The 26839-nt window shown below is 42.3% G+C and carries 28 protein-coding genes and 1 tRNA gene; 17 read left to right on the plus strand and 12 right to left on the minus strand.

What is annotated here, in order from left to right; translation table 11 throughout:
• The first annotated feature begins 498 nt into the window (after window positions 1-498).
• The 3 genes from CHH53_RS11980 to CHH53_RS11990 are packed head-to-tail and all read left to right on the plus strand — an operon-like array spanning window position 499 to window position 3281.
• A complete protein-coding gene (locus CHH53_RS11980) occupies window positions 499-1107 on the plus strand; it encodes a hypothetical protein (RefSeq protein WP_095216374.1) in 609 nt (202 codons plus the stop codon).
• Window positions 1108-1112: 5 nt separating this feature from the next.
• Window positions 1113-2942, plus strand: a complete 1830-nt coding sequence (locus CHH53_RS11985) for a DUF6792 domain-containing protein (protein WP_095216375.1) — start codon at window positions 1113-1115, stop codon at window positions 2940-2942.
• A 3-nt stretch (window positions 2943-2945) separates the two neighbouring features.
• A complete protein-coding gene (locus tag CHH53_RS11990) occupies window positions 2946-3281 on the plus strand; it encodes a hypothetical protein (RefSeq protein WP_095216376.1) in 336 nt (111 codons plus the stop codon).
• A 200-nt stretch (window positions 3282-3481) separates the two neighbouring features.
• On the opposite strand, the gene CHH53_RS11995 is transcribed toward CHH53_RS11990, so the two are convergent.
• The gene (locus CHH53_RS11995; RefSeq protein ID WP_095216377.1) at window positions 3482-3808 is read right to left on the minus strand and encodes a hypothetical protein; all 327 of its coding nucleotides are present in this window, start codon (window positions 3806-3808) and stop codon (window positions 3482-3484) included.
• Between the two features lie 296 nt (window positions 3809-4104).
• Window positions 4105-4719: a hypothetical protein gene (locus tag CHH53_RS12000; protein ID WP_095216378.1), complete on the minus strand. Its 615-nt coding sequence runs from the start codon at window positions 4717-4719 to the stop codon at window positions 4105-4107.
• A gap of 1291 nt (window positions 4720-6010) precedes the next feature.
• Between CHH53_RS12000 and CHH53_RS17975 the strand changes: the two genes are divergently transcribed.
• Window positions 6011-6232, plus strand: a complete 222-nt coding sequence (locus tag CHH53_RS17975) for a hypothetical protein (RefSeq protein WP_483316336.1) — start codon at window positions 6011-6013, stop codon at window positions 6230-6232.
• A gap of 99 nt (window positions 6233-6331) precedes the next feature.
• Here CHH53_RS17975 and herA read toward each other — a convergent pair whose 3' ends face one another.
• The 3 genes from herA to CHH53_RS12015 form a co-directional block, all read right to left on the minus strand.
• On the minus strand, window positions 6332-8056 hold the full coding sequence (gene herA / locus CHH53_RS12005) for an anti-phage-associated helicase HerA (RefSeq protein WP_095216379.1): 1725 nt from the start codon (window positions 8054-8056) through the stop codon (window positions 6332-6334).
• Window positions 8056-9267: a DUF4297 family anti-phage-associated protein gene (locus CHH53_RS12010; protein WP_095216380.1), complete on the minus strand. Its 1212-nt coding sequence runs from the start codon at window positions 9265-9267 to the stop codon at window positions 8056-8058. Before CHH53_RS12010 ends, herA begins: the two co-directional genes overlap by 1 nt.
• A 578-nt stretch (window positions 9268-9845) precedes the next feature.
• Window positions 9846-9918, minus strand: a tRNA-Val gene (locus CHH53_RS12015).
• Window positions 9919-10102: 184 nt separating this feature from the next.
• On the opposite strand from CHH53_RS12015, the gene CHH53_RS12020 reads away from it, so the two are divergent.
• The 3 genes from CHH53_RS12020 (at window position 10103) to CHH53_RS12030 (ending at window position 12758) form a co-directional block, all read left to right on the plus strand.
• Window positions 10103-10957 (plus strand): TetR/AcrR family transcriptional regulator, encoded by an 855-nt coding sequence (locus tag CHH53_RS12020; RefSeq protein ID WP_095216381.1) that lies wholly within the window; start codon window positions 10103-10105, stop codon window positions 10955-10957.
• Between the two features lie 12 nt (window positions 10958-10969).
• Window positions 10970-12403: an MDR family MFS transporter gene (locus tag CHH53_RS12025; protein ID WP_095216382.1), complete on the plus strand. Its 1434-nt coding sequence runs from the start codon at window positions 10970-10972 to the stop codon at window positions 12401-12403.
• 112 nt (window positions 12404-12515) lie between these two features.
• On the plus strand, window positions 12516-12758 hold the full coding sequence (locus CHH53_RS12030) for a hypothetical protein (RefSeq protein WP_095216383.1): 243 nt from the start codon (window positions 12516-12518) through the stop codon (window positions 12756-12758).
• Between the two features lie 396 nt (window positions 12759-13154).
• Here CHH53_RS12030 and CHH53_RS17500 read toward each other — a convergent pair whose 3' ends face one another.
• Both CHH53_RS17500 and CHH53_RS12045 read right to left on the minus strand, forming a co-directional pair.
• Window positions 13155-13376, minus strand: a complete 222-nt coding sequence (locus CHH53_RS17500) for a VOC family protein (RefSeq protein WP_143594498.1) — start codon at window positions 13374-13376, stop codon at window positions 13155-13157.
• A gap of 4 nt (window positions 13377-13380) precedes the next feature.
• Window positions 13381-13986, minus strand: a complete 606-nt coding sequence (locus CHH53_RS12045; RefSeq protein ID WP_369819888.1) for an HD domain-containing protein — start codon at window positions 13984-13986, stop codon at window positions 13381-13383.
• Between the two features lie 190 nt (window positions 13987-14176).
• Between CHH53_RS12045 and CHH53_RS12050 the strand changes: the two genes are divergently transcribed.
• The 8 genes from CHH53_RS12050 to CHH53_RS12085 all read left to right on the plus strand — a co-directional run bounded on the left by CHH53_RS12050 (window position 14177) and on the right by CHH53_RS12085 (window position 20259).
• The gene (locus CHH53_RS12050; RefSeq protein WP_233135076.1) at window positions 14177-15112 is read left to right on the plus strand and encodes a metal ABC transporter solute-binding protein, Zn/Mn family; all 936 of its coding nucleotides are present in this window, start codon (window positions 14177-14179) and stop codon (window positions 15110-15112) included.
• Between the two features lie 11 nt (window positions 15113-15123).
• Complete coding sequence (locus tag CHH53_RS12055; protein ID WP_095216387.1) at window positions 15124-15870, plus strand: metal ABC transporter ATP-binding protein; 747 nt, start codon at window positions 15124-15126, stop codon at window positions 15868-15870.
• Between the two features lie 4 nt (window positions 15871-15874).
• Complete coding sequence (locus tag CHH53_RS12060) at window positions 15875-16783, plus strand: metal ABC transporter permease (RefSeq protein ID WP_233135078.1); 909 nt, start codon at window positions 15875-15877, stop codon at window positions 16781-16783.
• Window positions 16780-17640: a metal ABC transporter permease gene (locus CHH53_RS12065; RefSeq protein WP_095216388.1), complete on the plus strand. Its 861-nt coding sequence runs from the start codon at window positions 16780-16782 to the stop codon at window positions 17638-17640. Before CHH53_RS12060 ends, CHH53_RS12065 begins: the two co-directional genes overlap by 4 nt.
• A gap of 97 nt (window positions 17641-17737) precedes the next feature.
• The gene (locus CHH53_RS12070; protein ID WP_095216389.1) at window positions 17738-18463 is read left to right on the plus strand and encodes an alpha/beta hydrolase; all 726 of its coding nucleotides are present in this window, start codon (window positions 17738-17740) and stop codon (window positions 18461-18463) included.
• A gap of 96 nt (window positions 18464-18559) precedes the next feature.
• On the plus strand, window positions 18560-19072 hold the full coding sequence (locus tag CHH53_RS12075; protein ID WP_095216390.1) for a 2'-5' RNA ligase family protein: 513 nt from the start codon (window positions 18560-18562) through the stop codon (window positions 19070-19072).
• Window positions 19073-19075: 3 nt separating this feature from the next.
• Complete coding sequence (locus CHH53_RS12080) at window positions 19076-19498, plus strand: GNAT family N-acetyltransferase (protein ID WP_095216391.1); 423 nt, start codon at window positions 19076-19078, stop codon at window positions 19496-19498.
• An 80-nt stretch (window positions 19499-19578) separates the two neighbouring features.
• A complete protein-coding gene (locus CHH53_RS12085) occupies window positions 19579-20259 on the plus strand; it encodes a DUF421 domain-containing protein (RefSeq protein WP_233135080.1) in 681 nt (226 codons plus the stop codon).
• A 1-nt stretch (window position 20260) separates the two neighbouring features.
• Here the strand turns inward: CHH53_RS12085 and CHH53_RS12090 are convergent, their stop codons facing one another.
• Both CHH53_RS12090 and CHH53_RS12095 read right to left on the minus strand, forming a co-directional pair.
• The gene (locus tag CHH53_RS12090; RefSeq protein WP_095216392.1) at window positions 20261-20539 is read right to left on the minus strand and encodes a hypothetical protein; all 279 of its coding nucleotides are present in this window, start codon (window positions 20537-20539) and stop codon (window positions 20261-20263) included.
• Between the two features lie 90 nt (window positions 20540-20629).
• Window positions 20630-20875, minus strand: a complete 246-nt coding sequence (locus tag CHH53_RS12095) for a hypothetical protein (protein ID WP_095216393.1) — start codon at window positions 20873-20875, stop codon at window positions 20630-20632.
• A 215-nt stretch (window positions 20876-21090) separates the two neighbouring features.
• Between CHH53_RS12095 and CHH53_RS12100 the strand changes: the two genes are divergently transcribed.
• Window positions 21091-21588: a CotY/CotZ family spore coat protein gene (locus tag CHH53_RS12100; protein WP_095216394.1), complete on the plus strand. Its 498-nt coding sequence runs from the start codon at window positions 21091-21093 to the stop codon at window positions 21586-21588.
• Window positions 21589-21631: 43 nt separating this feature from the next.
• Here the strand turns inward: CHH53_RS12100 and CHH53_RS12105 are convergent, their stop codons facing one another.
• From CHH53_RS12105 to mgtE, 3 genes are all read right to left on the minus strand, one after another.
• Entirely contained in the window at window positions 21632-22060 is a 429-nt protein-coding gene (locus CHH53_RS12105; protein ID WP_095216395.1) for a CotO family spore coat protein, read from the minus strand.
• Between the two features lie 99 nt (window positions 22061-22159).
• Window positions 22160-23995 carry a monovalent cation:proton antiporter family protein gene (locus CHH53_RS12110; protein WP_095216396.1) on the minus strand — a complete coding sequence of 612 codons (1836 nt, stop codon included), beginning with the start codon at window positions 23993-23995 and terminating at the stop codon, window positions 22160-22162.
• An 18-nt stretch (window positions 23996-24013) separates the two neighbouring features.
• Window positions 24014-25381, minus strand: coding sequence for a magnesium transporter (mgtE, locus tag CHH53_RS12115; protein WP_095216397.1), 1368 nt, complete (start codon window positions 25379-25381; stop codon window positions 24014-24016).
• A 230-nt stretch (window positions 25382-25611) separates the two neighbouring features.
• On the opposite strand from mgtE, the gene CHH53_RS12120 reads away from it, so the two are divergent.
• Window positions 25612-26790, plus strand: a complete 1179-nt coding sequence (locus CHH53_RS12120; RefSeq protein WP_095216398.1) for an FtsW/RodA/SpoVE family cell cycle protein — start codon at window positions 25612-25614, stop codon at window positions 26788-26790.
• The last annotated feature ends 49 nt before the right edge of the window (window positions 26791-26839 follow it).

A 26839-nucleotide genomic window follows, 5' to 3' on the forward strand; every position in this document is an offset into this window, starting at 1 on the left:
TTATATACGTAAATAGCGTATTTTAAAGGGTTTTTCTGTCCATATAGTCCATTAATTCCGTTAAAATCAGCTCAAAAAAATAATTACGTTAGCATTGACGTTAGCAAATGGCTATTCATCCATCTGTATTAGTGAAATCAGAAAAACAGAACTAGCACAGTTATTCTCAATAAGTCTCGTCCTCTTCTACAATGATTCAATACATATAGCAAATGAAGGCTTCAATATTTGAAGATTAATTTGTCATATGTTGCTTATGGCCATTTAGATAAAACGTATTACTACAACGTCTTATCCTCACACCTTCATATTCAATGGTAATTATACCCGAGACAAAAGAACGGTTTTTTGTAAATATCCACTATATCCCTGTGATTGTAGTATCTGTTTTTGTATAATTTTATGCAGCAAGCATCATAAGAGCGGAGGTATTACTCTGTGAAGACTAAATTACTATTACTATTATTATTAACAACGTTTGTGCTAGGAGGATGTAGTATGTCAAACGGAAAAGGGTCTGCTTCGCCATCCGAGATGGAACCTAAAGATTTGCCGGATGTACCTGCATTTCAGGATGAATTTACTCGCGATTTCCTAAAATCAACTGAACCTGTTCGTGAAGGATTTTATCCTTTCGAAGCAAAGTCTGAGAAATTCACGATGGATTTCCCTGGAGATATGACGATAGATGAAAGAAGCTATAGCAAGTCATCAAAGAATGATAGTGAATTTATAACTATCTCACATACCGATGAGAATCTTGATGTTATTACAAATATCCAATTGAAATATTACGGATTTATGGGGGATGAAGAAACTAGTAAGGAAGGGATGTCTGCAAAAATGAGGGAGAAATTGAATTTCGAAAGTGTCTCATCTGAGTACGAGGGGCAAAAAATCGAAATTGCTAATTATTCTTCCGGCCCTTTCCCTGGTTTTGCTACATTGATTTGGAATGACAAGGATGAGAATATTCAAATCTTCGCTGATATGACTTGTAGCGAAGGTTTAGACTCCGATGAATGTAGTAAGTTAGTCGAGTCTGAGAAGGAAAGGATACTAGGAGTATTCCAATCTATTAAGCTTACACAGAATGAAGGGGAGTGATACTGGTGTCTTTAGACAAAATCACTTCTTCTAACATATGGTTAAGGCTTGTTAACTCGGAGTATGATAACTTGGAGCCTAATGAGTTAGAAACCAAATTCAAATCAATTTACTTAGAAGAAACCGGAGAATTATTTGAGGGTAATGTAGAGATATACCATTCATCTGATTCCAAGGACGTATCTAGTCTTGAATCCGGTTATGATGGAACGGCTCTTCGAATAACGGAAGGAAGCGAAGAAAAACTGTTCGTAATCAACCAAGGAACAACTAACGGTGTGGACTGGAATGAAAACATTAAAGCTGCGTTCGCAGGACAATCTGTTAAGCAAGCAGAGGCCACAAGAGTTTTTACGGAAGATGCTAAACAACAGCTTAATATTTCCGAGGATACAGAGGTTGTATCGCTAGGTCATTCTCTTGGCAACCACAACAGTACGGTTACAGGTATTGTCGATAATACTTTCGATGAGATATACGGAGTTAACGGATTGCAAATGCCCCCTTATGAATTATTAGACTATGACCCTGCGTTTTTTCGAGAAGTAAGAAAAGAATTTAATGTTGCTACGCGAGATCAGGTTTATGATATTCCTTTAAATGAACTAGCTGAATTTACCAAGGAGTTCTATTCAGACTCGCCTGTTGAGATCCATCAACTTATTTCCACAGATGATCCATTATACGCAGTTACAGAGAAAGCAGGGTTCGTTACTTTTGGGGATGTCGAAATGATAGATACGAATCCGGAAGTTAACGGAATTAAAGAACTTATTGACGATATACCGGATGATGTAATTGGTAGCCTTAGAGACTTAGCAATAAAATATGCGGCAGCTGATAATAAAGGTGGTTTAAACGAAGTTGTTTACCAAATGCTCGGCGTAAAAATGGAGTACCTAAAAGAGATAGAAGGCAAAGCAGATATCTTAGGGTGGTACGCATTTCATCAAGATCAGTTTGATGAAACGATGCGAGCATTAGATAAAAACTTGCCTCCTTTGGCCGATAAGATACGCTTAATCACTCAAAATGCCGATACGATTTTCGGAAGACTGTACGAAGAGGGATACATTTCAAAAGAACAAAAGGATATTATGATTAAAGAGCTAGGGAATATAGATAAAGATCTGACAAGAATTCTTAAAACTCTTAAAGGTAATGTTACTTTAAATGATGATGGCCTAACAGTTTCACTTGCTGGTGATGCAGCATTATTGCTAGTTGCATTAGAACTGCAAAAATCTCTTACGGCTTCTGCTAAAAATATTATGGACAGCGGAATACTAGAAAGTCTTGAATCGATAAAAGACAGCCACAGTATTAATGAATTGCTCAATGCCTTATCTGGTGGAAATAAAAGCTATTCCGGTACAGATTTAATTTTCACTACTACCGGAGCTGGCGGGGAACCCATTGAAGTAAATATGTCCGCAGCTTTAAGATTATATCGCGAAGGTGCGCTAATATTTGAAGACAAGATGTCTGCAATAGCAAAACTGGAAAAGGCAGTTCACGAAGAAATACAATTAGCATTCAAAGAAGAACGAAAAAAAGTACTCGACGAGATATATAACATTGAAAGTAATCCGAAAGGGTACGCGTATAGTCGCGGTTGGATGCACAGATACCCCCTTTATGAAGTTGAATCACTAAAGGTAATGGAAAATGTGTATCCGCTAGAAAGAGCTGATCTAGATGAACAGATTTATGAAATGAAGTCGAGCGTAGATAGCGGCTATAAGCTCATAGAAGACTATAGAAAAGCGGTAGAAGATTTATTTGCGGAAGAGGAGAGGCTATCTCAAATGTTCGATTTGGTAAGGGGGATCTAATGGATGGAATTCACCGACTATGAAATGACTCAAATAATTCCGGAAGATGATCACGCCCATAAGATTAGGATGCTGAAGAACCTCGCTGATGACATCCAGAGTCAAGATGAACGGTTTTATGCTTTGGTGAAGAGTACAGTTGAAGGAGAAGGCCAAAAAGGTAAAATGGCTGCACAACTAGGCCTTACCGCTACACTTCGCAAACAGAAAGAACAAGGTTTATATATGTCCCTTGCTATGAAGATAATTCAAGTCGTAGGTAACTTTAGCGAGCAAGTAGAAAGTAACAAACAACAGAAGATAGTTATTAAGTACAAAGAAAGCGCAAAAATAAAATAAATACCTTAAACAAAAACAGCAACTGTTTCTTTATGAAACAACTTTGCTGTTTTTTAAGATCATAAATAACTTTTCTAGTTCGATTTCGCTTCTTTTATGGACGCTTTAGCACCTTTTCCATAATTAAATATTTATTAGAAACTAACGGATGAATCAAATCTCTTCGGGGGCTTTTTATTTGGAAAAATGCAACTCCTCCTTTACGCAAGGATGGCATATGGAATACCAAATAGCAAAGCAGCAACAATTACAAAGCCTGACATAACAAACCCCTGTGTCTTCCAAAAAGACTTCTTCTCCTCCTTTGATTTAAAAGGAAACATAGCTAGGAAACAAATTATAAAAGTCAATAATCCCGCAGCTAAAATCACAAATGCTCCCAATTGAAACATAGCTAGGTATATCCCGTCCATAATGTATTCAAATTTATGCCACCCATCGCCTATGGGTTTAAAAACGTCATTTAAACCATAGTCTTCTCCTTCGATTACCGCAGAGTGCACGATTAACCTCTCAAATAAATCCATATAGATTCCTCCATAAAACTATCGGTCTGAGTTCCTTAATTAATTATAAAGAGTTCTTCCTCTCCACCCTCAGATATAAGGAGAGCTGTTCCGTCATATCCTGTCTTTTCTGGATTAACTGATTTAGACTCAGCGGAATGAAACATTTTTAAATCACCTTTGAATATCTCCTTGTTTCCTCCAGATAAATATACTTAAACTTCTTTTCAAGTTGAGAAGGAGGTAACTCATCATACTCTGTATTTACTAGCCGCATCCATACATCTGTGGCAGTGATTTTGTCTAGAGACATAAAATCACTCACTTTCGTCTTTCATAAAGTGAATTGAACTTATTATATCTAGGATTTTTTTCTTTTCTGACTCAACCGATTCCTCGCATTCTTCTTCATTAAGATTGTCATTACATACGAAAGTCGTGAATATCTGTATTTGCTGATCATTGTCGTTCCATACTAAAGCAGCAATTCCGGGATAGGGTCCTTCAGTAGTATCAGCATATTCTATATTTTGATTTTCTTCTGTTTCTAACTGTTTAAATTCAAGCTCTTCATCTATTTTCCCTGATAATCCTTCTTTACTTGATTCTTCGCTGCTCATAAAGTTGTAATAATCCATAGTTATCACAGGGAGAATATCCATCTCTTCTTTATCTTCTTTTAGATGTGAAAACTCAAGATATTCACTTCTATCATCAGGACCTAAGCTATAACTTTCATCAACTACTATCATTCTTTCGGGGAAATTCATTGTAAAACTGTTCGATCCAGATTGGAAATGGTAGTATCCTTCTTTTACAGGCTCAGTGCTTTGTATAAAGTCACGAGTAAATTCATCTTGAAACGCAGGAACCTCCGGCAATTCATTTGGATCCATTTCAGAAGGAGATACTGACTCATTATCGCCGTTCACGCTGCACCCTCCTATAATCAATGTTGTTAAGATAAGAACAATAACAAAATTTATTCTCACGCAGCCTAACCTCCAATGTTGGGTTATTGCTTATGTCCTTGAAGATCATATAAGAAATATCCATTCATTCCCATTAATTTAATGAGCAATCTTTAAAAACACTTCTTTAGTCCAGGTCCATAAGTAATTAAATTGATGTATTAATAGTATTTAAGACCTCTAATCTTTTACTAACTTAATGCAAGACAGTTGTAAATCTGGGGCAGAAACGGGTCGCGGGACAACTAGCTTTATTAAGTTAGTTTTCTTCAAGAAGCAAAAAAATAAAGTGAAGGATTAATCAAATGTTCCTCAGTGCTTGGTAGAACTCAAGTATTATTACATTAAAATATTTACGTGAGATATGAAAAATAGCAATATAATCTTCTTCAATAATGTTTCTAGCTTATTACGAATTTATCTTGAGCTAGTTCGCTTCCTGTGCAAGATCAAAATTACATCCTACTGTAATTAACTCATTATCTTTAGCGGCATCCTGATTTCAGAAGGAATAAATGTAGTTGAAGTATCAAGTCGGCTAGGACACTCAAATCCTCGAACAACACTAGAGACATACGCGCACTTAGTTCCCAATAAGAATAACAGTGCAGCTGATTGCTTTAGCCAGGCGCTAAATAAACTAAATCATAGAAGTAAACAAGAATATCACATATACCTTCTCTTTTATTATGAAAAATTAATCCTAATACCAAAGATGGGGAAAAATATAATTGGAGAGAAGGCAAATTGTGAAGAAGTTCGATTTAAATATCGAAAAAGTCTTAGAACATTGGTCCATAGCTCACGCATTGAGAGAGATTATTGCAAATGCACTTGATGAGTCTATATTAAGTGATACTAAGCAGCCTCTCATACATAAAGATAATTATAGTTTGTGACATTTTAAAGATTATGGCTGCGGGCTAAAATCCAAGCATCTCACTCAAAACGAAAATACAGAGAAGACAGAAAATCCAAACAAGGTAATAGGGAAATTTGATGTGTGGTTGAAAGATGCACTAGCAACTTTTGATCGGCGGCAAATCGAAGTTACTATTCATTCTCAATATAGTGACATTACAATTGAAAAGGCTCCAAAAGGTGACTTTGAAGACGTAGTAACACTACACGCTATTGTATAAGAACCGAATTATCCTGAGATAGTTGGTACATAATTTATCTTCTCTGGTCTGCAAGATAGTGATATAGACGTGGAAAAAGCTTCTTTCTACTCTATTCTGGTGACAGACTTATCGAAGAAACAGAGTATGGTTCTATATATGTAAGTCGCAAAAAGAATCCCATAATAAATGTAAATGGAATATGTGTAGCGGAAGAAGATAACTTCTTGTTTAGCTACAATATTACCTCTCCAACAAAGAAACTTCTTCAATCGTTAAACATAGAACAAAGCAATGTCGGTAGAAGTGGTTACACTGACAGAAGAGTATTATATTGCTCGAGTGAAACTTAGAGTATATGCATACTGAATCTGCAAGTTAATGGTTTCAAAATATAGCTAATCAAGAAACTTTTGCTTTTGTAAGTTTCCTAATTAGCTATATTCGTTTTGTTATTTGTACCATTCTTTCTTAATGCTATCGAAATCAAGATCTTTCCATTCTTCTTTCCATAAATTAAAGTACGGAATATCGTTCGAAGAAGGTGGAGATTCACATAAATCAATTTGCACCACAGAAGGGAGTACCACAGATTCGCCAATTAATAATGCCTGACCAGCACTTAGGGAAGGCATCTTATCAATTAAGTTACCCATAGTATCGGGAAGTAATTTCTTAACATAATTTTGATCATTCGGATTTGTTAATCGCATAGCAATGAAGTTATTACATTGAGAAAAAATTGTTTCTGAAATCTCAGATGGCCTTTGACTTGCTAACATCAGAGTAATTCCATACTTCCTACCTTCTTTTGCAATTCTCTCTATCGACTTTTTAGAAGAACGGTACATAGTAAGTTCACTTTTAGGAACATATTTGTGCGCTTCCTCATATACCAAAAGTATTGGAACATCATTATTTATCTTCTCTTGAGGATCGTCTGAAGTACGTAGTCTCTTATAAAAATATCCATACTCAAATATAATTCTGGACACAAGAGAAACTGTGATACTTAATACTTCAAATGGAATTCCACTTAAATCTAATAACGTAATATTCGTTTTGTCATTATAACCTAACAATTTCTTTAATGTTTCTTCAAAAGTAGTATTTTTCGCACGGTCGCCCAACAAAAAGTCGAAACGTTTATCATTCACCTTGTTTTCAAGTCGGTTAAGGAAGTTAATAAGCTTTCCATTCATACCAGCTGCCGATGTGGTATTAGTGGAAACTGTTAGTACATCTTGAAATAACTTATATTGATTTTCTTCATTAAAACAAAATTCCTCTCCCTCAGAATCCACCCATAATATATCATTATCCCTGTTCTTTTTTTCATTATTTCTATTAGTTACGTAGTTTAGAACTTCTTTTAGATCAAAGAAAGTAGGAGTGTCATAGTGAATTTTTTCTTTATCCAATACATCTCTATCTGAATAGTGTTTTCTATTAGATACAATAGCTTCCTTAAGAATATTTCTTTGATTATGATCATTTGCATCAGTATCCAAAAATAATTCTTCTATTTCTTCACTGTTTAATAACCAATAAGGCAAAGCTAGATTAGCAATATCTATATAATTTGCATTCGGAAACGCCGCTTTATATTCAGAATGAATATCAAACAAGATTATATGAGAGTTATTAAGGTCATAACCTTCATTTTTTTCATCTATTGCTTTTTGTAAGATAGTAGCTAGAGTATGTGATTTACCTGATCCAGTAGAACCAATTACTGCAATATGCTTATTGAAAAATTTATTTCCATCTACCGGAACCTTTACATCTTTATTCATTGACAAACACGAGAATGTAAACCGACTATTTTGATCAATAGATTGGTCATATATCCTTTTTATTTCCTCTTTAGTTGCTGGTTCTACTTTTTTTGGGGGGATGGCGATAGAATCCCCGCCTCTAACAAATTCTTCACCTTTAAGAATTCCTAATGGATTTGCCTCAATCAAATACTTTCTTTCCCCTAAATCACTCACTTCTATTGAAAAATTCTCAATTATAGACATTAACACAGTGTTTTCATTATCAGCTATTTTCAAGTAAGAACCTACACGTAATGTTTCATCTGCTCGCTTAAAATCCTCTAAATTGTCAACTGAAATTCTAATCTTATTGGGGAATACTGATATTACCTCTGCATTAATATTTTTTTCTTCCATTAGATAATCTCCTTTATGTCCTTAATTTCTTCTACGGGAATCTTAATGTGTTTAACAGCAGCAGAATTATAATCGAAATATTCTTCTTCCAAATAAAATTGATAAATCTCTCGAGTTTTAGTGCTAGATTCTAATGATAAAATTAAATCATCTAAACTATTCAAAATCTTTAATTTGATGTTGTTGTGATATGTAGCAGTTTGCAACACAGAGTTAACATTAAAAGAAGCCCCTGAAAAATCAAAACCGTCTATAACTCTAAATTGCTCGGTTATTAATTCACCTTTTAATTGAATTAATTCGGAATAATCCAATTTATGAATATATACATATGGACAGTAAGAATTGCGTTCTCTTTGGGATAATTTAGACCATTTATTTGATATGATAAAGAGCAACTCTTTTAGGTAAGACCTAGTATAACTAGAGGGATCAACCTCTATCAGAAAGAAGCGTTCAAACGGCGAAACATTCAAAGTAGAAAAATATTCATCTCTGTATGACTTGTTAATTTCTTTTCTTTCCTTGTAGATATGGAACCATTCATTAAATAATAATTGACTTTTATCTATCTCATCCAAGAACTCCTTCTTTGTGATCGTTCTGTCTTCAATAGAATTACTGGTAGCTAATCTTTTAATAACCTGCAAGGCATTATTATAATAGTAATGTTCAGCTTGAAATAAAGAACATTTGAACTTAGCTGTAAAAGAGTTATGTATATCAGTCAATTGGGTATCATAATCATCTGCATTAATATTAATCGTTAATTGTTTTAAGAAGGTTTCTAATTCCTGATCAGTTAGATCTAGGATATTATGTAACTCATATCGTTCATTATCTTTTCTATAGATTAGAAATCGTTCTTTTAACTGTTGTACATCTAAAGGTAATGTAAGTTTGTCTTGGCCTCTTTTAAAATATCCATAAAGATAATAGTTTATAGCCGGCAAAGAAGAAGATATAGATTCTTTAAAATGAGTTAACATTAGTCTTATTGGTTTTGCTATGACAGAATGGTTGTATTCACTTTTAGCATAGTACTTGCATTGTATTGCGGTATCTTCATCCGTGCTTTTAACATCAATATCCTCAATACCCTCTATAATAATAGATTCGCCGTCCTCTTTAAGTTCTAGTATTTTCTTTATCGTTAAATCAAACTGATAAAAATATCCTTTTATTGTATCGACTGCGGAACGATTGGTCATAAAAAACATCCTCTAAGAAAATAGTCTCAGCAACTAATTGCTTAAGAAAATTTTCCCATAAAGTTGCAAAATCTTCAAGAAGATAAGGTTAAAATAAAATTGTATTGCCTAGGGGCTATTAGAGAGTTAGATAAAAAGTAATAGCTAAATGTAAAAAGGATAAAATTCCACGGAAAGTAGAAATCAAAATTAATTAGTATATATTTAAGGATTTGTATATGGTGTAGAAGCTAAATTTACATATTTCTTTCGTTAAAATTCCGACTTCTGCGAAGCGGAGCATAGATAGAGTAGACGATGTGAAAGTCATATGAATTAAGTTCTTTTGGGATAAACTGCAATTAATTTACAGAGAAGGCTTCGATTCTTTACTTTATCTTAGCGCTAAATACTCATTAGTATGCTCCTTATCCTCAGTATAATGATCCCTAAATTGATGCTTCCTTATCATACTTTTATAGAAGATGTTAGCAAAATGTTAGCATTTCCCCTTCTAACACCCTTGTACTATTTTTTACCCAAAACACAAAAAGGCTGGAACCCTTATCTACCAAGGGTTCCAGCCTTTTTTCAATTAGTGATTCCGACTGGACTTGAACCAGCGACCCCTACCCTGTCAAGGTAGTGCTCTCCCAGCTGAGCTACGGAATCGATATGTAATGTAACGTCTTGTATTATTCTATTAGATATATACAAGATTGTCAACACTATTAGGAAAAGTTATTTCGGGTAACATAAAAACAACTGTGTTGACTTTCCGTTTTAAGGGGCGTATAGTAGCAAAAGTAACCAATAAGTTTTTATAAAACTCATGGGTTTTGAGTGAGGGAATGTAATGGATAAAAAAACGGAGATTTTAATGGCCGCGAAGCGGAAGTTTGCGGAGTTTGGGTTCCAGCAGGTGTCGATGCAGTCGATAGCGGAGGCTTGTAAAATATCGAAGGCCTCCATTTACAAACTGTTCGGTTCCAAGGAGGAACTGCTGAATGAGCTGATTGAAAACAATCATGCGCAGCTGCGGAATAAGGCTGCTTTGATCGAGGCAGATAAGAGCTTGACGCCGGATATTCGTTTTGAGCGGAAGATCGTGATGGAGATCGAGTCTTTCAAGGAGAACAAGCATTTGATCCAAATGCTGATGTTCTCTCCCCCTTTCAAGGAATCATCAGATCTTCAGCAGCATATGAACAATGTCCGGGGCATTCTTATCAAATGGCATCAGGACATGCTGTTGAATCTTTATGGAAACAAGATAGAACCGTACAAATGGGATATGACACTCAATCTGCTTGGACTGCTGAATCCTTATTTAAGAATGATGGCGGATGGCGCAATCCTGAAAAAGCCGGCGGAGGTTGCGCATGAAATCAAGCTGGTGATGGACGCTATTATTGCTGATAAACTGAGCCGCGCTCCCCTATTGAATGAGCGGCATATCCAGCTTCATTTTCATGCGGATTTGCCCGAGGCTCCTGGAAAAGAGGAACTGCTGCACACATTCTTGCAGCAAATACATGAGCTTACAGTAAACGATCTGAAAGATGGTTCGCTGACAGAGGCTGTGGTTCATCTGAAGCAGGAATTGGCTAAGGAGGAGCCTGCTCCCTATTTGATTGATGCACTGCTGACTTACTTAGATCAACATAGCAGATTAAAAGAAAGTATCCGAGCCATTCGGTTACTGCTGTAAGGAGGAATATAAATGGCTGAACAGACTGCTCAGGTCAACCGGATGGCGACGGTGACGATTTTCATCATCGGTGCTTTCGTGACGATTTTGAACCAGACATTGTTGGTTACGGCTTTGCCCCATATTATGAGTGACTTTGATATTACAGCAGATCAGGGACAATGGCTGACAACTGCATTCATGCTGACAAACGGGATCCTGATTCCGATTACAGCATTCTTGATTGAGAAATATTCGACGCGGAAATTGTTCTTGTTTGCGATGACCACCTTCAGCATCGGAACGCTGGTTGCAGCAGCGGCACCAGCGTTCAGTCTTTTGCTGGTGGCTCGAATCATCCAGGCAATCGGAGCCGGTATCATGATGCCGCTCATGCAGACTGTCTTCCTGACGATCTTCCCGCCGGAAAAGCGCGGGACGGCAATGGGGATGTTCGGGCTCGTCATCGCATTTGCTCCGGCAATCGGTCCTACGCTCAGCGGCTGGATCGTCGATAGCTTCTCTTGGCATTACCTGTTCTATATCGTCCTGCCAATTGCTGTCATCGATTTGGTTTTGGCCATTTTCGTATTGAAAAATGTAACGACATTGAAGGAATCCAAGATCGATGTGCTCTCTGTCGTATACTCATCCATCGGGTTCGGCGGTATTCTGTATGGATTCAGCTCCGCTGGTACGAGCGGCTGGGTCAATTGGGAGGTCATGGGCACACTCGGCATAGGGGCGCTGTCCTTGATCCTGTTCATCATCAGACAGCTGCAGATGGAAAAACCATTGCTGGAGTTCCGCGTGTTCAAGAACTTCACCTTCACGATTACGACGATCATGGGTATGCTCGTATTCGGGCTGATGATCGGGACAGAAACGATCCTGCCGTTATATACGCAAAACCTGCGTGATGTCAGTGCATTCCATTCCGGATTGATGCTGCTTCCAGGGGCGATCATGATGGGTATCCTCTCTCCGTTCGTGGGGGCGATCTTTGATAAGATCGGCGCGAAGCTGCTGGCAATTATCGGTTTCTTCCTGATGACAGTGACGACTATTCCATTTGCTTTCCTCGAACTGGATACGTCGCTTTCCTTCATCGTGATCATCTATACGCTTCGCATGGCTGGTACAGCGCTTGTCATGATGCCGCTCACGACAGCCGGGATCAATGCTTTGCCAAACCATTTGATTCCGCATGCGACGGCGATGAACAATACATTCCGACAGGTTGGCGGCTCGATCGGTACGGCTATTCTGATCACCATCATGACGAATACGATAAAATACGGCGACTTCACAAATCCTGCCGATGCCCAAATTACTGGCATGGATGCTGCCTTCCTTGCAGCAGTCCTTCTGTCGGCAATTGGTTTGATCATGGCGTTTTTCTTAAGAAGGAAAAATGATGACGGCAGCAACAGAGTCACAGCCAATAAGCCGGGTATGGAAAACTAAAAAATAGTATAGGTTCATGGACAGAGCATGCTATCCGCGTGTTCTGTTTTTTTGCCAATCAAACCAGATATTTTTTGTTATAATAGTAATATCCTGTAAAAAAGGGAGGTCGATGCCCATCATCAAGAAAAGGAAATCAATCATTATTCTCGGGATGATGCTTGTTTTTGCAGGGATGGTTTATGTCGCCCTGCCTTACTTCCATGTCAAGCATGATAGGACTTTGGAAGTCAGCTTGAATGAAAAAGTGAAGGACGAACACACAAATACCGTATTTTTAGGAGATCTTATTACATATGACTGGAAAAGAGCTCATCTCTTCCATCCTTACACGGAGGAAGCAGATATGAAGTAAACATTGGGCAAAAAGTTTCACGACCCAGTGGGGATATCGCTGCGGGATGATATGGAGCTCTTAGTAATTGTAAAAGAAGACAATTCGTTTGAATATGCCGGAATTCAACTCGGTCACGGTATGATTCGACCTACTGAAACCTGCTTAACTCCTGAAAAGGATGAAATGGAGATCATCCATCCTTGATATTCTCCGAGATCGACCGGCAGCTGCCGGTCGATTTGTTTTGGATTGCATTAGCTTTCCCCTTTGTTATACGATTCCAATCGTTCTTGCCGTGTCCCGGTATGCAGTTCGAAAAGTTTGTGTAAAAGTAGATGGACTTCCCCTTCCCTTCAAAAGCCCGAGTCCGTGTCGGTCTTATTTCCAGACCCGCCTTTCCCATTCTATCTGCATCTACTTTAATGCAGCATGATGATATGTCCGATTGACAATTCCCCTTGGCTGCATGACAGCAATCCATTGTCCGCCTTCATGGAATAATTTCCCAGTATATAGGGGGTGGCTTTTGATACCGCTGCCGTAAACTTCTTCTGCATCCAAAACCTTTTGGAAAAGGTCTGCAGTCCGATTGAGATCCCTGACAATGAAAGTAATGTAGCTTATGCCCTTGATCACGTTGTTACCCTGCAGTTTCAGGAGTCTCCCTTAGCTTATCTTCTGCCTCTGCCACGATCACTTGCCGCAGTTCCTCCAGCACCGGATGAAAATCGGTATGCGATTTTAACAAATAAATCATCTCCTTCTCTATATCGAGCCATGTATCCAGCGATGCTTCATTATGCTGCAGCTGAGCCTCCAGCTTATCCAGGGCATTGGCCACTTTGGCTTCGAATGTTCCTTTCGCTTCGAATTCCTGCCAAAGCAGCTGCAGCTCCTTCCCCGGTTCTTCTGCAAGCATCGCCCTGATATCATCCATTGCCTTTTCCTCCGCCAAACGCTTCTGTTCTTTCCTTTTTGCATCATAAAGCGTATCAAAAGCGGGTATGTCCTTTGCTTCTGCTTCCACAAGGTCGTGAATCATGATCATCTTCAGTAATTTTGCCATGTCTAACTTTTCTTCTATGTAAGGTTCCAACAGTACAGCCATCAAGCCGACGCGCCACGTATGTTCCGCGACACTCTCCTGCCTGCCGTTTGAAAGCCAGCTATGCCTCATTTCAAATTTAAGCTTCTCGGCAAGCTTCAATACTTGCATGATTCCTTTTATCTGTTCCACTGGCATCATCCCCTTTCCATCATCTTACCATAATTCCCATGTGAAATAAGTCGTATTTTGCCTTAAGGAAACTTATTTTCTGTCATGATTATTTTTTTCTTTCATGCACTTGACTTTCCCATTTGCATACTTTAATTTTGCCTTAAGGAAAAACACATGCATGTGGCTAATAATCCAATTCGTCAAAGGAGTGTCTTATGTGAAAAAGCTATTCTCTTTCGTACCTTTGTTACTGGCTGTCTTTTTACTTGCTGGCTGTGGTGCTTCCGATTCTGCTTCTGGTTCCGGTCCTGAGAAAGGGAAATTACACGTGACCACGACTATCGCTCAAATCGCTGATGCTGCCGAACAAATCGGCGGCGAGCATGTGGAAGTCGTTAGTCTGATGGGGCCGGGAATCGATCCCCATTTATACAAAGCGACACAGAGCGATATCAAAAAACTCCAGGACGCCGATGTGATCCTTTACAATGGCCTGCACCTGGAAGGGCAAATGCTCGAGGTATTCGAAAATATGCCAAAAGAGATACCTGCAATAGCAATCGGGGAAGCTGTTGATGACGCAATGCAATTATCGGATGCCGAGGATGCCAGCCTTCCAGATCCGCATATTTGGTTCGATATCGATATCTGGAAAGTTGCCATCGGTAATATCACGGATATATTCATAAAAGAAGATCCGGATAACAGGGAGGATTACCAGGCGAATGAAGCTGCCTATTTCGACAAGCTGGATGAGCTGAAAAGCTATGCTGAAGCAAAAATGGCATCCATTCCAGCGGAGCGGCGGGTGCTCGTCACAGCTCATGACGCCTTTCATTATTTCGGCGAGGCTTATGATATGGAAGTGATGGGGCTGCAAGGATTATCCACCGACTCCGAATTCGGTTTAGCTGATATCCAACGATTGATCGATACACTGACGGAGCGAAAAATCGGGGCAGTATTCGTGGAGTCGAGTGTGTCCGAGAAATCGATCAACGCCGTGATCGATGGGACCAAAGAAGCTGGTCATGACGTAAAAATCGGCGGCGAACTCTATTCTGATGCCATGGGTGAAAAAGGGACAGAGGAAGGCACCTACATCGGCATGTACCGCCATAATGTCGACACCATTGCAGAAGCTTTGAGATAGGAGGAGGACAGATGGAAGCTTTGAAAATAAAGGATTTAAACGTTGCTTATGACCGAAAGACTGTTTTGGAACAAGTCGGCATGTCCATCCCCAAGGAAACCCTGACGGCCATTGTCGGTCCGAATGGTGCTGGTAAATCGACTTTGATCAAAGCTGTCCTTGGGATGATCAAGCGGTCTTCAGGGGAGATTTCGATACTAGGAAAGCCTTACCATCCAAAAAATCGCAATGTAGGCTATGTACCGCAGCGAGGATCGGTGGACTGGGACTTCCCCACGAATGCCCTGGATGTCACCTTGATGGGCCGTTACGGTCATATCGGCTGGTTCAAGCGGCCTTCCAAACATGATATCAGTCTGGCAAGGGAAGCGCTGCAAAAACTAGGAATGGAGGAATATGCCGATAGACAGATCCGGCAGCTTTCCGGCGGGCAGCAGCAGCGTGTATTCCTGGCTCGGGCACTTGTTCAGGATGCCGATGTTTACTTCATGGATGAACCATTCGTCGGGGTGGACGCCAAGACTGAAAAAGCGATAATCGATTTGCTGCAGGAATTGAAGCAAAAAGGTAAGACTGTCATTGTCGTCCATCATGATCTTCAAACCGTTCCTGAATACTTCGATCACACACTTCTGTTAAATAGGACCGTAATCGCGGATGGCCCGACCGAAGAAGTATTCACCAAAGAGTTGCTGCAAAAAACATATGGCGGCGCACTGGCATTCTTCCCTGCGCCGGACGAACGGATCGGAGGGTGATCACATGCTGCAGGAAATGTGGCATGCACTGCTGCACCAGCCGAATACACAATGGGTGGTCCTGAGCACGATGCTGCTTGGGATAGCCAGCGGCGTCCTGGGAAGCTTTGCCCTGCTAAAGAAGCAAAGCTTGATTGGAGATGCTGTGGCGCATGCTGCGCTGCCCGGGATCTGTACCGCCTACCTTTTCATAGGCGAAAAGCAGCTGCTGGTCCTTTTGATAGGCGCTGCAGCTGCTGGCCTTTTGGCAACCTATTTGATTCAGCTGATCACGATGACGACACGGATAAAGAAAGATACTGCCATTTGTATGGTGCTGAGCGTTTTCTTCGGTATGGGCATCGTACTGCTTACCCGGATCACCCGTCAGGCGCAAGGAAATAAGAGCGGTCTGGATAACTTCGTTTTCGGTCAGGCAGCAGCCATGACAAGAACTGATGTCTATACGATGGGTGGTGCGGCCGGCATTTTGGTCCTCATTGCATTCCTTCTATTCAAAGAATGGAAGCTTCTGATTTTCGATCCCGGCTTTGCCAAGAATAGCGGCTTGTCCGTTGGTTTGCTCGAAACGCTCTTCTCCACCCTGCTGGTCATGACAGTCGTGATCGGTATCCAGGCAGTCGGTGTCATCCTCATGGCTGCTTTGCTCATCATTCCCTCGATCAGTGCCCGGTATTGGACGGATCGACTTGGCTCGATGGTGATCATCGCTGGCGGAATCGGAGCCTGCTCCGGCATTGCCGGCGTCCTTATCAGTACAGTCAGCACCGGCCTGGCAACAGGTCCCCTTATCGTTGTCACGGCGGCCCTTTGTTTTATAGTATCTTTCACTTTCGGCCGTAAGCACGGCCTTGTCCAAAAACTGACGGCGCACCGGGTTCGGACGGAACACCTAAAGGAGGAAGGGATATGACCTACGAAGGCTGGATTTTGCTTACTGCCTGCCTTGTCGGCATCAGCTGCGGCATGGTCGGCTGTTTCCTGATTGTCCGGCGCATGGCAATGCTTGCCGATGCCATCAGTCACAGCGTACTGCTTGGAATCGTGCTCGCCTTCCTGATCGCCAACAGTCTTAACGGGATTTACATGCTGATCGGTGCAACGATCATCGGTTTTGTTACGACCTTCGCCATCCAATCACTTCATCATGCCGGTGTCCAGGAAGATGCCAGTATCGGCATCGTGTTTACCACCTTCTTTTCCATCGGAGTCATCCTGATTTCATTATTTGCAAAGGATGTCCATTTGGATGTCGAGCATGCGCTGATGGGTGAGATTGCCTTCATTCCATGGGATACCCAAATCCTATTCGGCTTCGAGATACCAAAGGCAACAGCGATGCTTTTGGGTATAAGTGTGTTTGCTTTGCTCATCATCCTGCTTTTCTATAAGGAATGGAAGCTCACTTCCTTCGATGCAGCACTCGCTCTGACACTCGGCTTGCCGGTTACTTTGATCCATTACCTGCTGATGGGGCTTGTTTCCATCACGGCCGTTGGTTCGTTTGACGCTGTCGGTGCCATCCTTGTCGTCAGTATGCTCGTCGTACCTGGCGCTTGTGCGTATTTACTCACGGATCGATTATCAGCCATGCTCCTGTACAGCTGCATTTTCGGCATCCTTAGTGCCGTGATCGGTTATTATGGCGCACTATGGCTCGATGCTTCGATTTCCGGATCCATGAGTACAGCCGGCGGGATCCTGTTTTTGCTGACATGGATGTTTTCACCGCGGTATGGTTTATTGCGTCGATTCTTCATCACAGCCTGATAAGCAAATGGCTTACGCCATTTGCTTTTTTCATTCCTCCCCTTCCCATTCATGGTAAAATGGCATCACAACCCTTTCATAAAGCGAGGTTTAGCAGATGAAACGAAATGGCAAGATGGAAAGCACCATGATCGACAGCATCTATTTGGACGAAAGCCTGGAGATACGCTGGTATAAGCCGGAGTCCTTCTCCCCCATGTATAAATACCAGCTATGCATCATGCAGGATGGAAACGACTATTTCCAAATGGGACGGATAGCGACGTTAAGCGATCAGCTGCACAGTGACGGACAGATTAAAAATACGGTTTTTGCTGGTATCCATTACCGCGATCGGAACGACCGAATCGATAAATATCATCCAGACGGAAAGAAACACGAAGCATTTTTGCAGTTTCTATTGCATGAGGTGCTGCCAGTGCTGGAGGATGACCTGCCCACTTTACATATGGGAGCGACCAGGACACTGATGGGCGATTCCCTTGCTGGCACGCTCTCGCTGGTTGCCGCCCTTCGTTTCCCGCATACTTTCGGAGGCGTCGTGATGCAGTCTCCATTGGTGGATGAAGCTGTCATGCGGGAAGTGCGCGAGGCCAAGCAGCTGGATAGCCTGTCCATTTACCATACGGTCGGAACGAATGAGACCTCTGTCCCCACTTCCTTCCATAAAGAAATGGACTTTGTGGAACCGAATCGAAGCTTACAGGAATACTTCCGCTCCAAGGATATCGATTATACCTACCGCGAGCTGCAGGACGCAGAGCATACATGGAAGTATTGGCAGCGCGATATGAAACAGGTGCTGACAGACGTTTTCGGCTGAACGGTTGGCCGCATACAGCAGGCACTATCTCTGGTATAATAAGGGACAGAAGCAAACGATACGCATGCTATTCATTCTTAATTGGAGGTACTTTAGATGAACTACACTATTGCAATTTTCCCATCTGAGCAAGTTCAGCAAGAAGCCAATTCGTACCGCAAAAGATACGATTCCGCGTATGCACTCATCAAACCGCATATGAAGGTGAGGCAGCCATTCACATTGAATGAAGAAGATCTCATCGATGCAGTGAGCGAGCTCAAACGGATTGCACGCGAAACAGCTCCCTTCTCCTATAAAATAGAAAAAGTCAGCACGTTTGCACCTGCTCATAATACACTTTATTTCAAAGTGACTCCTTCTGAGCAGCTTAAAACCTTGCACGAGAAGCTCTACCACGGCTTCTTCGAGGGTGAGAAAGAATATGCATTCGTCCCCCATATCACGATTGCACAGAATCTTTCAAGCGGGGAATATGGGGATTTGTATGGAACGCTGAAGCTGAAGCAATTCCAATATGAAGAGCAAGCCGAACAATTCCATTTGCTCGAGCAGCAAGCGGACGACAAATGGATCGTGAAAGAAACTTTTACATTAGGCGAGGAATGAAGAATGGACATAATCGTTGCAGAAAACAGCCGCCAGCAGCAGGATGCCTTCCAAGTGAGAACATTGGTTTTCGTGGAAGAACAAAAAGTGCCGGCGGATCTTGAAATCGATGAGCTGGAGAACGAGAGCATCCACTTTGTCGGGTATGAAGATGATATTCCTGGAGCGGCCGGCAGAATGCGCTTCGTCAACGGCTACGCTAAAATGGAACGCATTTGTATCCTGAAGGAATTCCGGGGCAAGCATTACGGCAATGAACTGATGCGCGCCATGGAGGACGAGGCCAAAAGACGCGGCATGCAGAAGGCGAAACTGAATGCACAGACCCAGGCGATCCCTTTTTATGAACGGCTGGGCTATACAGTCGTTTCCGATGAATTCATGGATGCCGGCATCCCGCATAAGACAATGACGAAACAGCTGTGAGGCTCCCCTTTTGGGAGTCTTTTTTCGTATAGCTCTTCCACCTTTGGGCATGCTTTCTCTTAGAAGGGATGTGACGGTACGTGGGAGTTTATGGAGAGATAATTGTAGAAGTGATATTTGGATTCGTTGGTCTTTTCTTATTGACGAAAATGCTTGGAAAGACACAAATGAACCAAATCACGCCTTTTGACTTCATTGCCGCAATTGCAGCAGGGGAGCTGTTCGGGAATGCTTTGTTCGATCCCGAGGCTGGTATCCCTCATATTGCAGTGGCCATCATCACATGGGGGATACTCATGCTGATCGTTGAAAAATTGACACAGAAATTCAAACGAACGCGCGGATTCTTGGAAGGTAAGCCATCCGTCATCATTTCGCAAGGCGAAATTCAATATGAGGATATGAAAGTGAATAAAATGGACTTCAATCAATTGATGCATCAGCTTCGGGCCAATAATGTCTTTTCCCTTGCCGAGGTCGATTATGCCATCATCGAAGCAGATGGCAGTTTGAGTGTATTGAAAAAGAGCGCCTATCAGACACCGACACGGGATGATCTGAAGCTGAAGGAACAGCCCAATCCACTTCCTGTATCCTTCATCCTTGATGGGGAGATCATCGAGGACAATGTCATCAATTGCGGGAAATCACTGGAGTGGCTGAGGGATGAAATCAAGAAGCAAGGGTTTGATACAGCGGCAGATGTGGCGTATGCAGAATGGACACACACGAATGGTTTATTTACCAGAGCTTATCATTGAATCAACAAAGCATATCGATATGACGTCCTTTTCCAGTCAGCAGACTATATGTCTGTCTATCAAAGGGCGTCTTTTTGTCTGCTTGCTTTCTCTCCCGGAGCTGTAGCGAGGCTTGATGGGCAAGCCGATCTTGGACGTATCGCTCAAACGTTTCGGGCTTTCCATCCTGCACAACCGGATTCGCCCGCTCAATCGTATATCTGCTGCTCTTCCTTACCCCATTGAGCCTGTTTTGATAATCCATGTATTGATTTGCAGATACTGGCAGTGTCCAGCTCATGACATCCCTTCCTTTCCTTTTTATGTATTCTTCTATTCCCTTCTTCTTCCTTGTCTAACCATATAAAAAAAGCAGCCGAAGCTGCTTTGATCAGAACCAGAAATTCCGGCGTCTCCTGTCCTCATCGTCATCTTTATCATCATCATGTTTTTTGTCTTTATCTTCATCATGTCCGTTATCGCGGTGATCATCTCTCTTGCGGCGATGGCCGAAGATCGGATCGAAATCATGATCACGGCCATGCTTTTCTTTTTCTTTATCGTCCGTATCCAATATCACTTTATCGGCTTTGATGATAAGATTCTTGACATGGATAACCTTTTTTTCTTCAGACATGCTATCACTCCTTTTCCTAAACTCAATTCTGAAATAGTTTATGTTCCATGGACTTTATGGTGTGCAGCTTTTGCCTATATTGCATTTTTTTCTTCCATATTCACCCACGACTTATTCCATAAAGGTGTAAATCGCCCACACACAACATAGGGCATCTCATATCTTATTAAAGACGATACGTCATCACTTTATCAATTCGAGAGGGGTTAAACATCATGAGCTGTGGATGTGAAAAAGGCACAGGCTGCGTCAAGGACATCCTTAAAGAAATCGCCAATGCGCAAAAGGATATCTACACGGAATGCTGTGCCACAAGCGCGGAACAATCCATCAATGATCTTCTTGGCAACTGGGGAGGATCCACTGGTTTCGATACAGTACCTTTCATTCTCTATAACAAGGACGGTTCACCTTTCCGGGGAGTAGGAGTTGTACCTGGGGCTACACCTGGAACACTTGGTCCGGTTGCAGCGAGCTTCTATTTCCGCGTAAAGACTGTATACGAAGACGATTGTGCTGTCCTTGAATTGCTGCGCGATCCAGCGGACTTAGACTTGACACCTGATAGCATCGATGATCAAGCAGTGGCAAACTTAACTGCGACTGGTCTTTGCTTCACTGTCGATTTACACTGCTTCTGCCATATCACAACGCTTCCTGCAATCTCTGCTTTCAATGGAAATTCCGGAACACCAGGAGTTCCGACCATTTAAAAAAAGAAGTTCAATCTTGGAAAACAAGATTGAACTTTTTTTATTAGAACCCAAGCAGCTTTATGTCCTTGACACTGGATAACTTAATCTCTCTTTTGAATGGACGCCTGATTGATTTGAACTGTATCACATCTTCTTCTATTCCCGATATAGTTCCTATGAAGCTATTTTCCTCTGTTACTATCTCACATTTCATTCGGGGAATTTGAGATGGCAGATTTAACAGGTATCTAGTCTTTTCGGAAATAGAGAGATCCTTGAAGTCCCCTTTTTTCGTTTTCCTGACTGTTTCTTCTGCTGGCTTTTCTTCAGCAGATTCTACAGCCGTCACTGATTCAGCATCGCCTGTTGTCACTTTCTTGTCATCCTTTGTCGTACGATAAGCCTGCTGCATTTCTGCTTGCGGCAGATCAAGCTTCGGCTGGGCAATGAACAGCAGCGGCTGCTGACGCCGTACCTTTCCTTTGGACATGCGATGTCCTCCTCTGCATAGTTTCTTACTCAGTATATGCACCGGACCGATTGGTGTGCCCAGAATCAGCAAAGAAAAAAGACTGTCCGCAGACAGTCTTCATTCAAGCAGCTCACGCAAATCTTCTATATATTCCCCTGATCCGGTCACGATCAGAAGGTCATCCATCCGCAATACTGTATCCCCATGCGGGACAATGGAATCTTTGCCGCGGAAAATCCGGACGATGATCAAATCCCCATGGAAGGGAAAGCGGCGGAGCGATACACCCTCATAAGCAGCATTCTGCATCGATACTTGATAGAGGGCATTATCCTGATTCGTCAGGATATTCATTAAACTCGGCGCTTCGATAAGGGCTTTCAGCAGCAAATTGGTCGACAGAAGGACAGAGAACACTTCCACGCCCTTATCCTTTAATTCATCGCTTAGAACAGGGTGTTCGATACGTGCGATGACACGATCGACACCTGATTCCTTCGCATAGAGTGCGATGTCCTTGTTTTGGGCTTCATCGCCGGTGGATACGACAAGGATATCCACATTGAATACACCCAGTCTTTCCAGCTGTGCAGGTTCATAGTTCTCCAGCTCCTGGATATCGAATTCCGGATGCGCCAGACTTTCATCGATTTTATCCTGTTTCGTGTGATACAGATGCGTCCTGTAGTGGTGCCCATCCAAGTTCCGGACGGATGGCATCGTCAGCTGGTTGGCACCGATGAAGCCAACATCGTACTTTTTATCCGTATCCGCATAACGCACATAGAACCGCTTAAAGAACCAAGGCGTAATGATACAGCTGATCACAGCTACAAGAATCAGTGCCCCTTCCATTTTGGCATCGATGATACCGATCCGTTTCCCGATGGCAGCTGCTGCAATGACCAATGAAAGCGTGGATGTCAGGATGGTCCCTGCACTGATCACGGAACGCCAGTCATACCACCTTCGCAAGTAGAGAATGGGAATGAGCTTTGACATAAGCAGTGCAATCAGAAGCAATGGGATAAGGGTCAATATTTGCGGATCTGTCAGCAATGAACGCAAATCCATTTCGACCCCTACCATGACGAAGAATATAGGAATAAGGAAACCATAGCCGAAGCTGTCCAGCTGATGGACCAGCTCCTGGTTCGGGGACAGCAGCGAAACAAGTGTCCCGGCCAAGAATGCTCCCAGGATATTCTCCGCACCGACAGACTCGGATACGGCCACAAGTACAATGATGAGCGTGAAAACCGCTCGTGTCCCTATCTGGACGGTTCCCTTGGACATTGTCTCGATGAAGGAACGCTTCTGGAAAATCTTTCCGATAAAATACAAAAGGACACCAACCCCGAATAGGATGAGCAGCAGCCACATATTGCCTCCTTCATCACCATAGATGGAAGCAAACACCGCCAATAGGATCATCGTAGCCAAATCAGCGATGACGGCTATCATAAGGATGGTCTGTCCGAATGTCGACTTCATCATCTGCGCTTCCTTCAATGTCGGTACAACGACCCCCAATGAAATGGTGGAGATGATCAGCGTCATGAGAAAGACATTATCGATAAAGCCAGCCAGGACGAATACATATGACAACCCAATCGATAAGACGAGGATACCAAGGAATACAATAACCGATATGACGAACGGCGATTGAGATGGCTGTTTATCCTTTTTCCGTCTATCCTTCCCAGCAAAAATAGAAAAATCGATTTCGAGTCCGCTCAAGAACATCAAGAAGATGAAACCGAGGGTGGACAATGTGTCCAGCCACGTGCTTTGATTGACTAGGTCAAAACCGCTTTGACCGATGATAAGACCGACTATTATTTCCGCTACGACTACAGGGAGCGCACGGAGCTTCAGACGGTTCATGAGAATTGGTGTAAGGAATGCTGCCAAAATGACAACGACTAAGGATATGATGGATTCATGCTCCATGCCGGACCCTCCTTTTTTCTATTGTGGTAAAAATCCCATGAAGGCTGTTGCCAGCCCGAAATAAATCAAGATTGATATGATATCATTTATCGTCGTGATAAAAGGACCCGAAGCGACGGCCGGGTCGATCTTCAGCTTATGCATGATGAGCGGAATAACAGCCCCAGCTAAAGTTGCTACTATTAAGGTCGAGAGGATAGATAACCCGATAAGCAGCCCCAGGTAAAAACTTTTTTGCCATATGATTACCACCAATGTAATGATAATGCCGCAGATGACACCGTTAATGATGCCTGTCAGACCCTCTCTGATCACCATGCGCATTTTCCCTCGTTTTGCCACATCTCCCGTTGCCATGCCTCGTACTGCAACAGCTAGCGCTTGTGTACCCGTATTGCCGCCCATCCCCCCGATGACTGGGATGAAACTGGCAAGAATCGCAACTTTGCTGAGTGTATCTTCAAACTGACTTATCATGCTTGCCGTTATCATACCAAGGAATAGAAGTGCAATGAGCCACGGCAGCCGTTTACGGGCAGAAACGAAGGCACTGTCCTCCCCTCTTTCCGTATCACTGACACCGGCTAAACGACTGTAATCCTCGTCTGCTTCTTCTTCCATGACATCCAGGATATCATCGACGGTAATGATGCCCAGGATATGGTTTTGAAAGTCAACGACCGGCAGCGCCAGGAAGTCATAATCGCGCACCATTTGCGCGACGTGCTCCTGATCATCCCCGACAGAGACACTGACGATCCTGTCACTCATCACTTCGGAAATGAGCCAGTCCTTCTCGGCTATGATCAGATTACGCAAGGAAATGACGCCTACCAATTTTTTATCTTGATCGACTACATACGTATAATAAATCGTTTCGGCATCCGGCGCTTCAGCCCGGAGATGCAGCATTGCTTCCCGCACTGTATCAGCCGCACTGACACTGACGAATTCCGTCGTCATGATACTTCCAGCTGTCTTATCTTCATAATGGAGCAGATGCTTTATTTCATCTGCTGCATCCTTTTCCATGATGGTGATGAAGCTTGCAACCTTATTTTTGTCCATTTCTTTCAGGATATCCACCGCATCGTCGGCTGACATCTCCGCCAATACTTGCGCCGCATACCTCGAGTACATCTCTGTGAAATAAATATCCGCATTCTCCTGATCGACATTTTCCATGATTTCCGCTGTTTCATCAGGTGACAGATAGGAATAAATCTGTTTACGGATTTCTTCAGGCTGTTCCTCGAACACGGCAGCCTGATCATACGGGTGCAGCTCTAGGTATTCTGCACGAAATTGATCGATCTGCTGATTGGCTAGTGCCTCCCTGATTTTATTTTGGTATAGTAAGATTTCTTGGTTTTCCAAATGATCCATACGCCTGCCTCCTTGCTTGCAAGAAATTTCAATAGTAAGTAACGTGCAGCAGTTTGTCAACGGAAAATATCCTATTTTATTAAAGGTTTAAGAAACTTTAATAGAGTACACTTAATTTATCGGTCATTTTGTTGTAAACTGTAACAAGATTATATTCCACTCATTTGCAAAATCTAATCGCTTTTTAAAGCAGCTAGAGATGCGGAAGGAACGAAAGAAAGGTTTTGTGTATGAATTCTAACAAATTTCGGTTAGATCTAACAATTATATTAGTATTGATACTGCTTGGTATCGTCTCTTCATTCACTTTATATGAGCTGCAGCCGACTCTATCAGGGATTGCAGCCCAGACCCAATATATGCCGCGGCAGATTATGTGGTACATTGTGGGAGGGGTTGTCATTGCTGTCATGATGCTGCTTGACTACGACCGGCTCCGTCAGCTTGTATGGATTTTTTATGGAATCGGTATGGTTATGCTCCTTATGCTTTTCTTCCGATTCCCATCGGCCATCATCAATGAAGCGAATGGTGCGACAAGCTGGTTCATCCTGCCTGGTATCGGCTCGATGCAGCCATCTGAATTCGTAAAGGTATTTGTCGTCATTGCTTTGGCGCATGTGATCATGTCCCATAATGAGAAAAATACGATCCGCACGAATAAATCGGACTTGTTCCTGCTTGGGAAACTGCTTGCCGTCGCACTGCCTCCGATGCTGTTGGTTGCGTCACAGCCTGACCTTGGCGGTTTCTTGGTATTGAGTGCCATCCTTGGTGCAACCATCCTGGTCTCTGGAATAAGCTGGCGGCTCCTTTTGACCATACTCGGGATCGTATTGGGTGCCGTTGCATTTCTTGTCATCCTGTCGTACATCTTCCCGAACCAAGTTGGTTCTTTCTTGCAGGAGACGATCTTCAAGCACGTTGAAAGCCGCTTCCTAGGCTGGCTTTACCCAGAAAAGTACCCGGATTCCAGCTACCAGTACCGCTTGGGACTGATGGCGATCGGATCGGGGATACTATTCGGCAAAGGCGCTTCCAATTTCCAAGTATCCATTCCGGAGCGTCATACGGATTATATCTTCTCCGCTATCGCTGAGCAGTTTGGATTCATCGGATCGGCGCTTGTCCTTTTCCTATTCTTCATCCTCATCTATCGGATGATCCAAGTAGGATTGGAAAGCAATGAACCGTTTGGAAGCTATCTTTCAGCAGGGTTCATCGGGATGTTCACCTACCAAATATTCCAGAATATCGGGATGTCGGTGGGACTGGTTCCGATTACAGGGCTTCCGCTCCCATTCCTCAGTTACGGAGGAAGCTCGACACTTGCTTATATGATTGCAATCGGCATCGTGCTCAACATTCATTCCAGGACCCGGACATACATGTTCGAAACACAGAAATAAGCCATATGAAAAAAGGGAAAGCTACGTTAAGCTTTCCCTTTTTGTATAG

It is taken from the genome of Terribacillus sp. 7520-G (assembly GCF_002271665.1).
Lineage (GTDB): Bacteria > Bacillota > Bacilli > Bacillales > Amphibacillaceae > Terribacillus.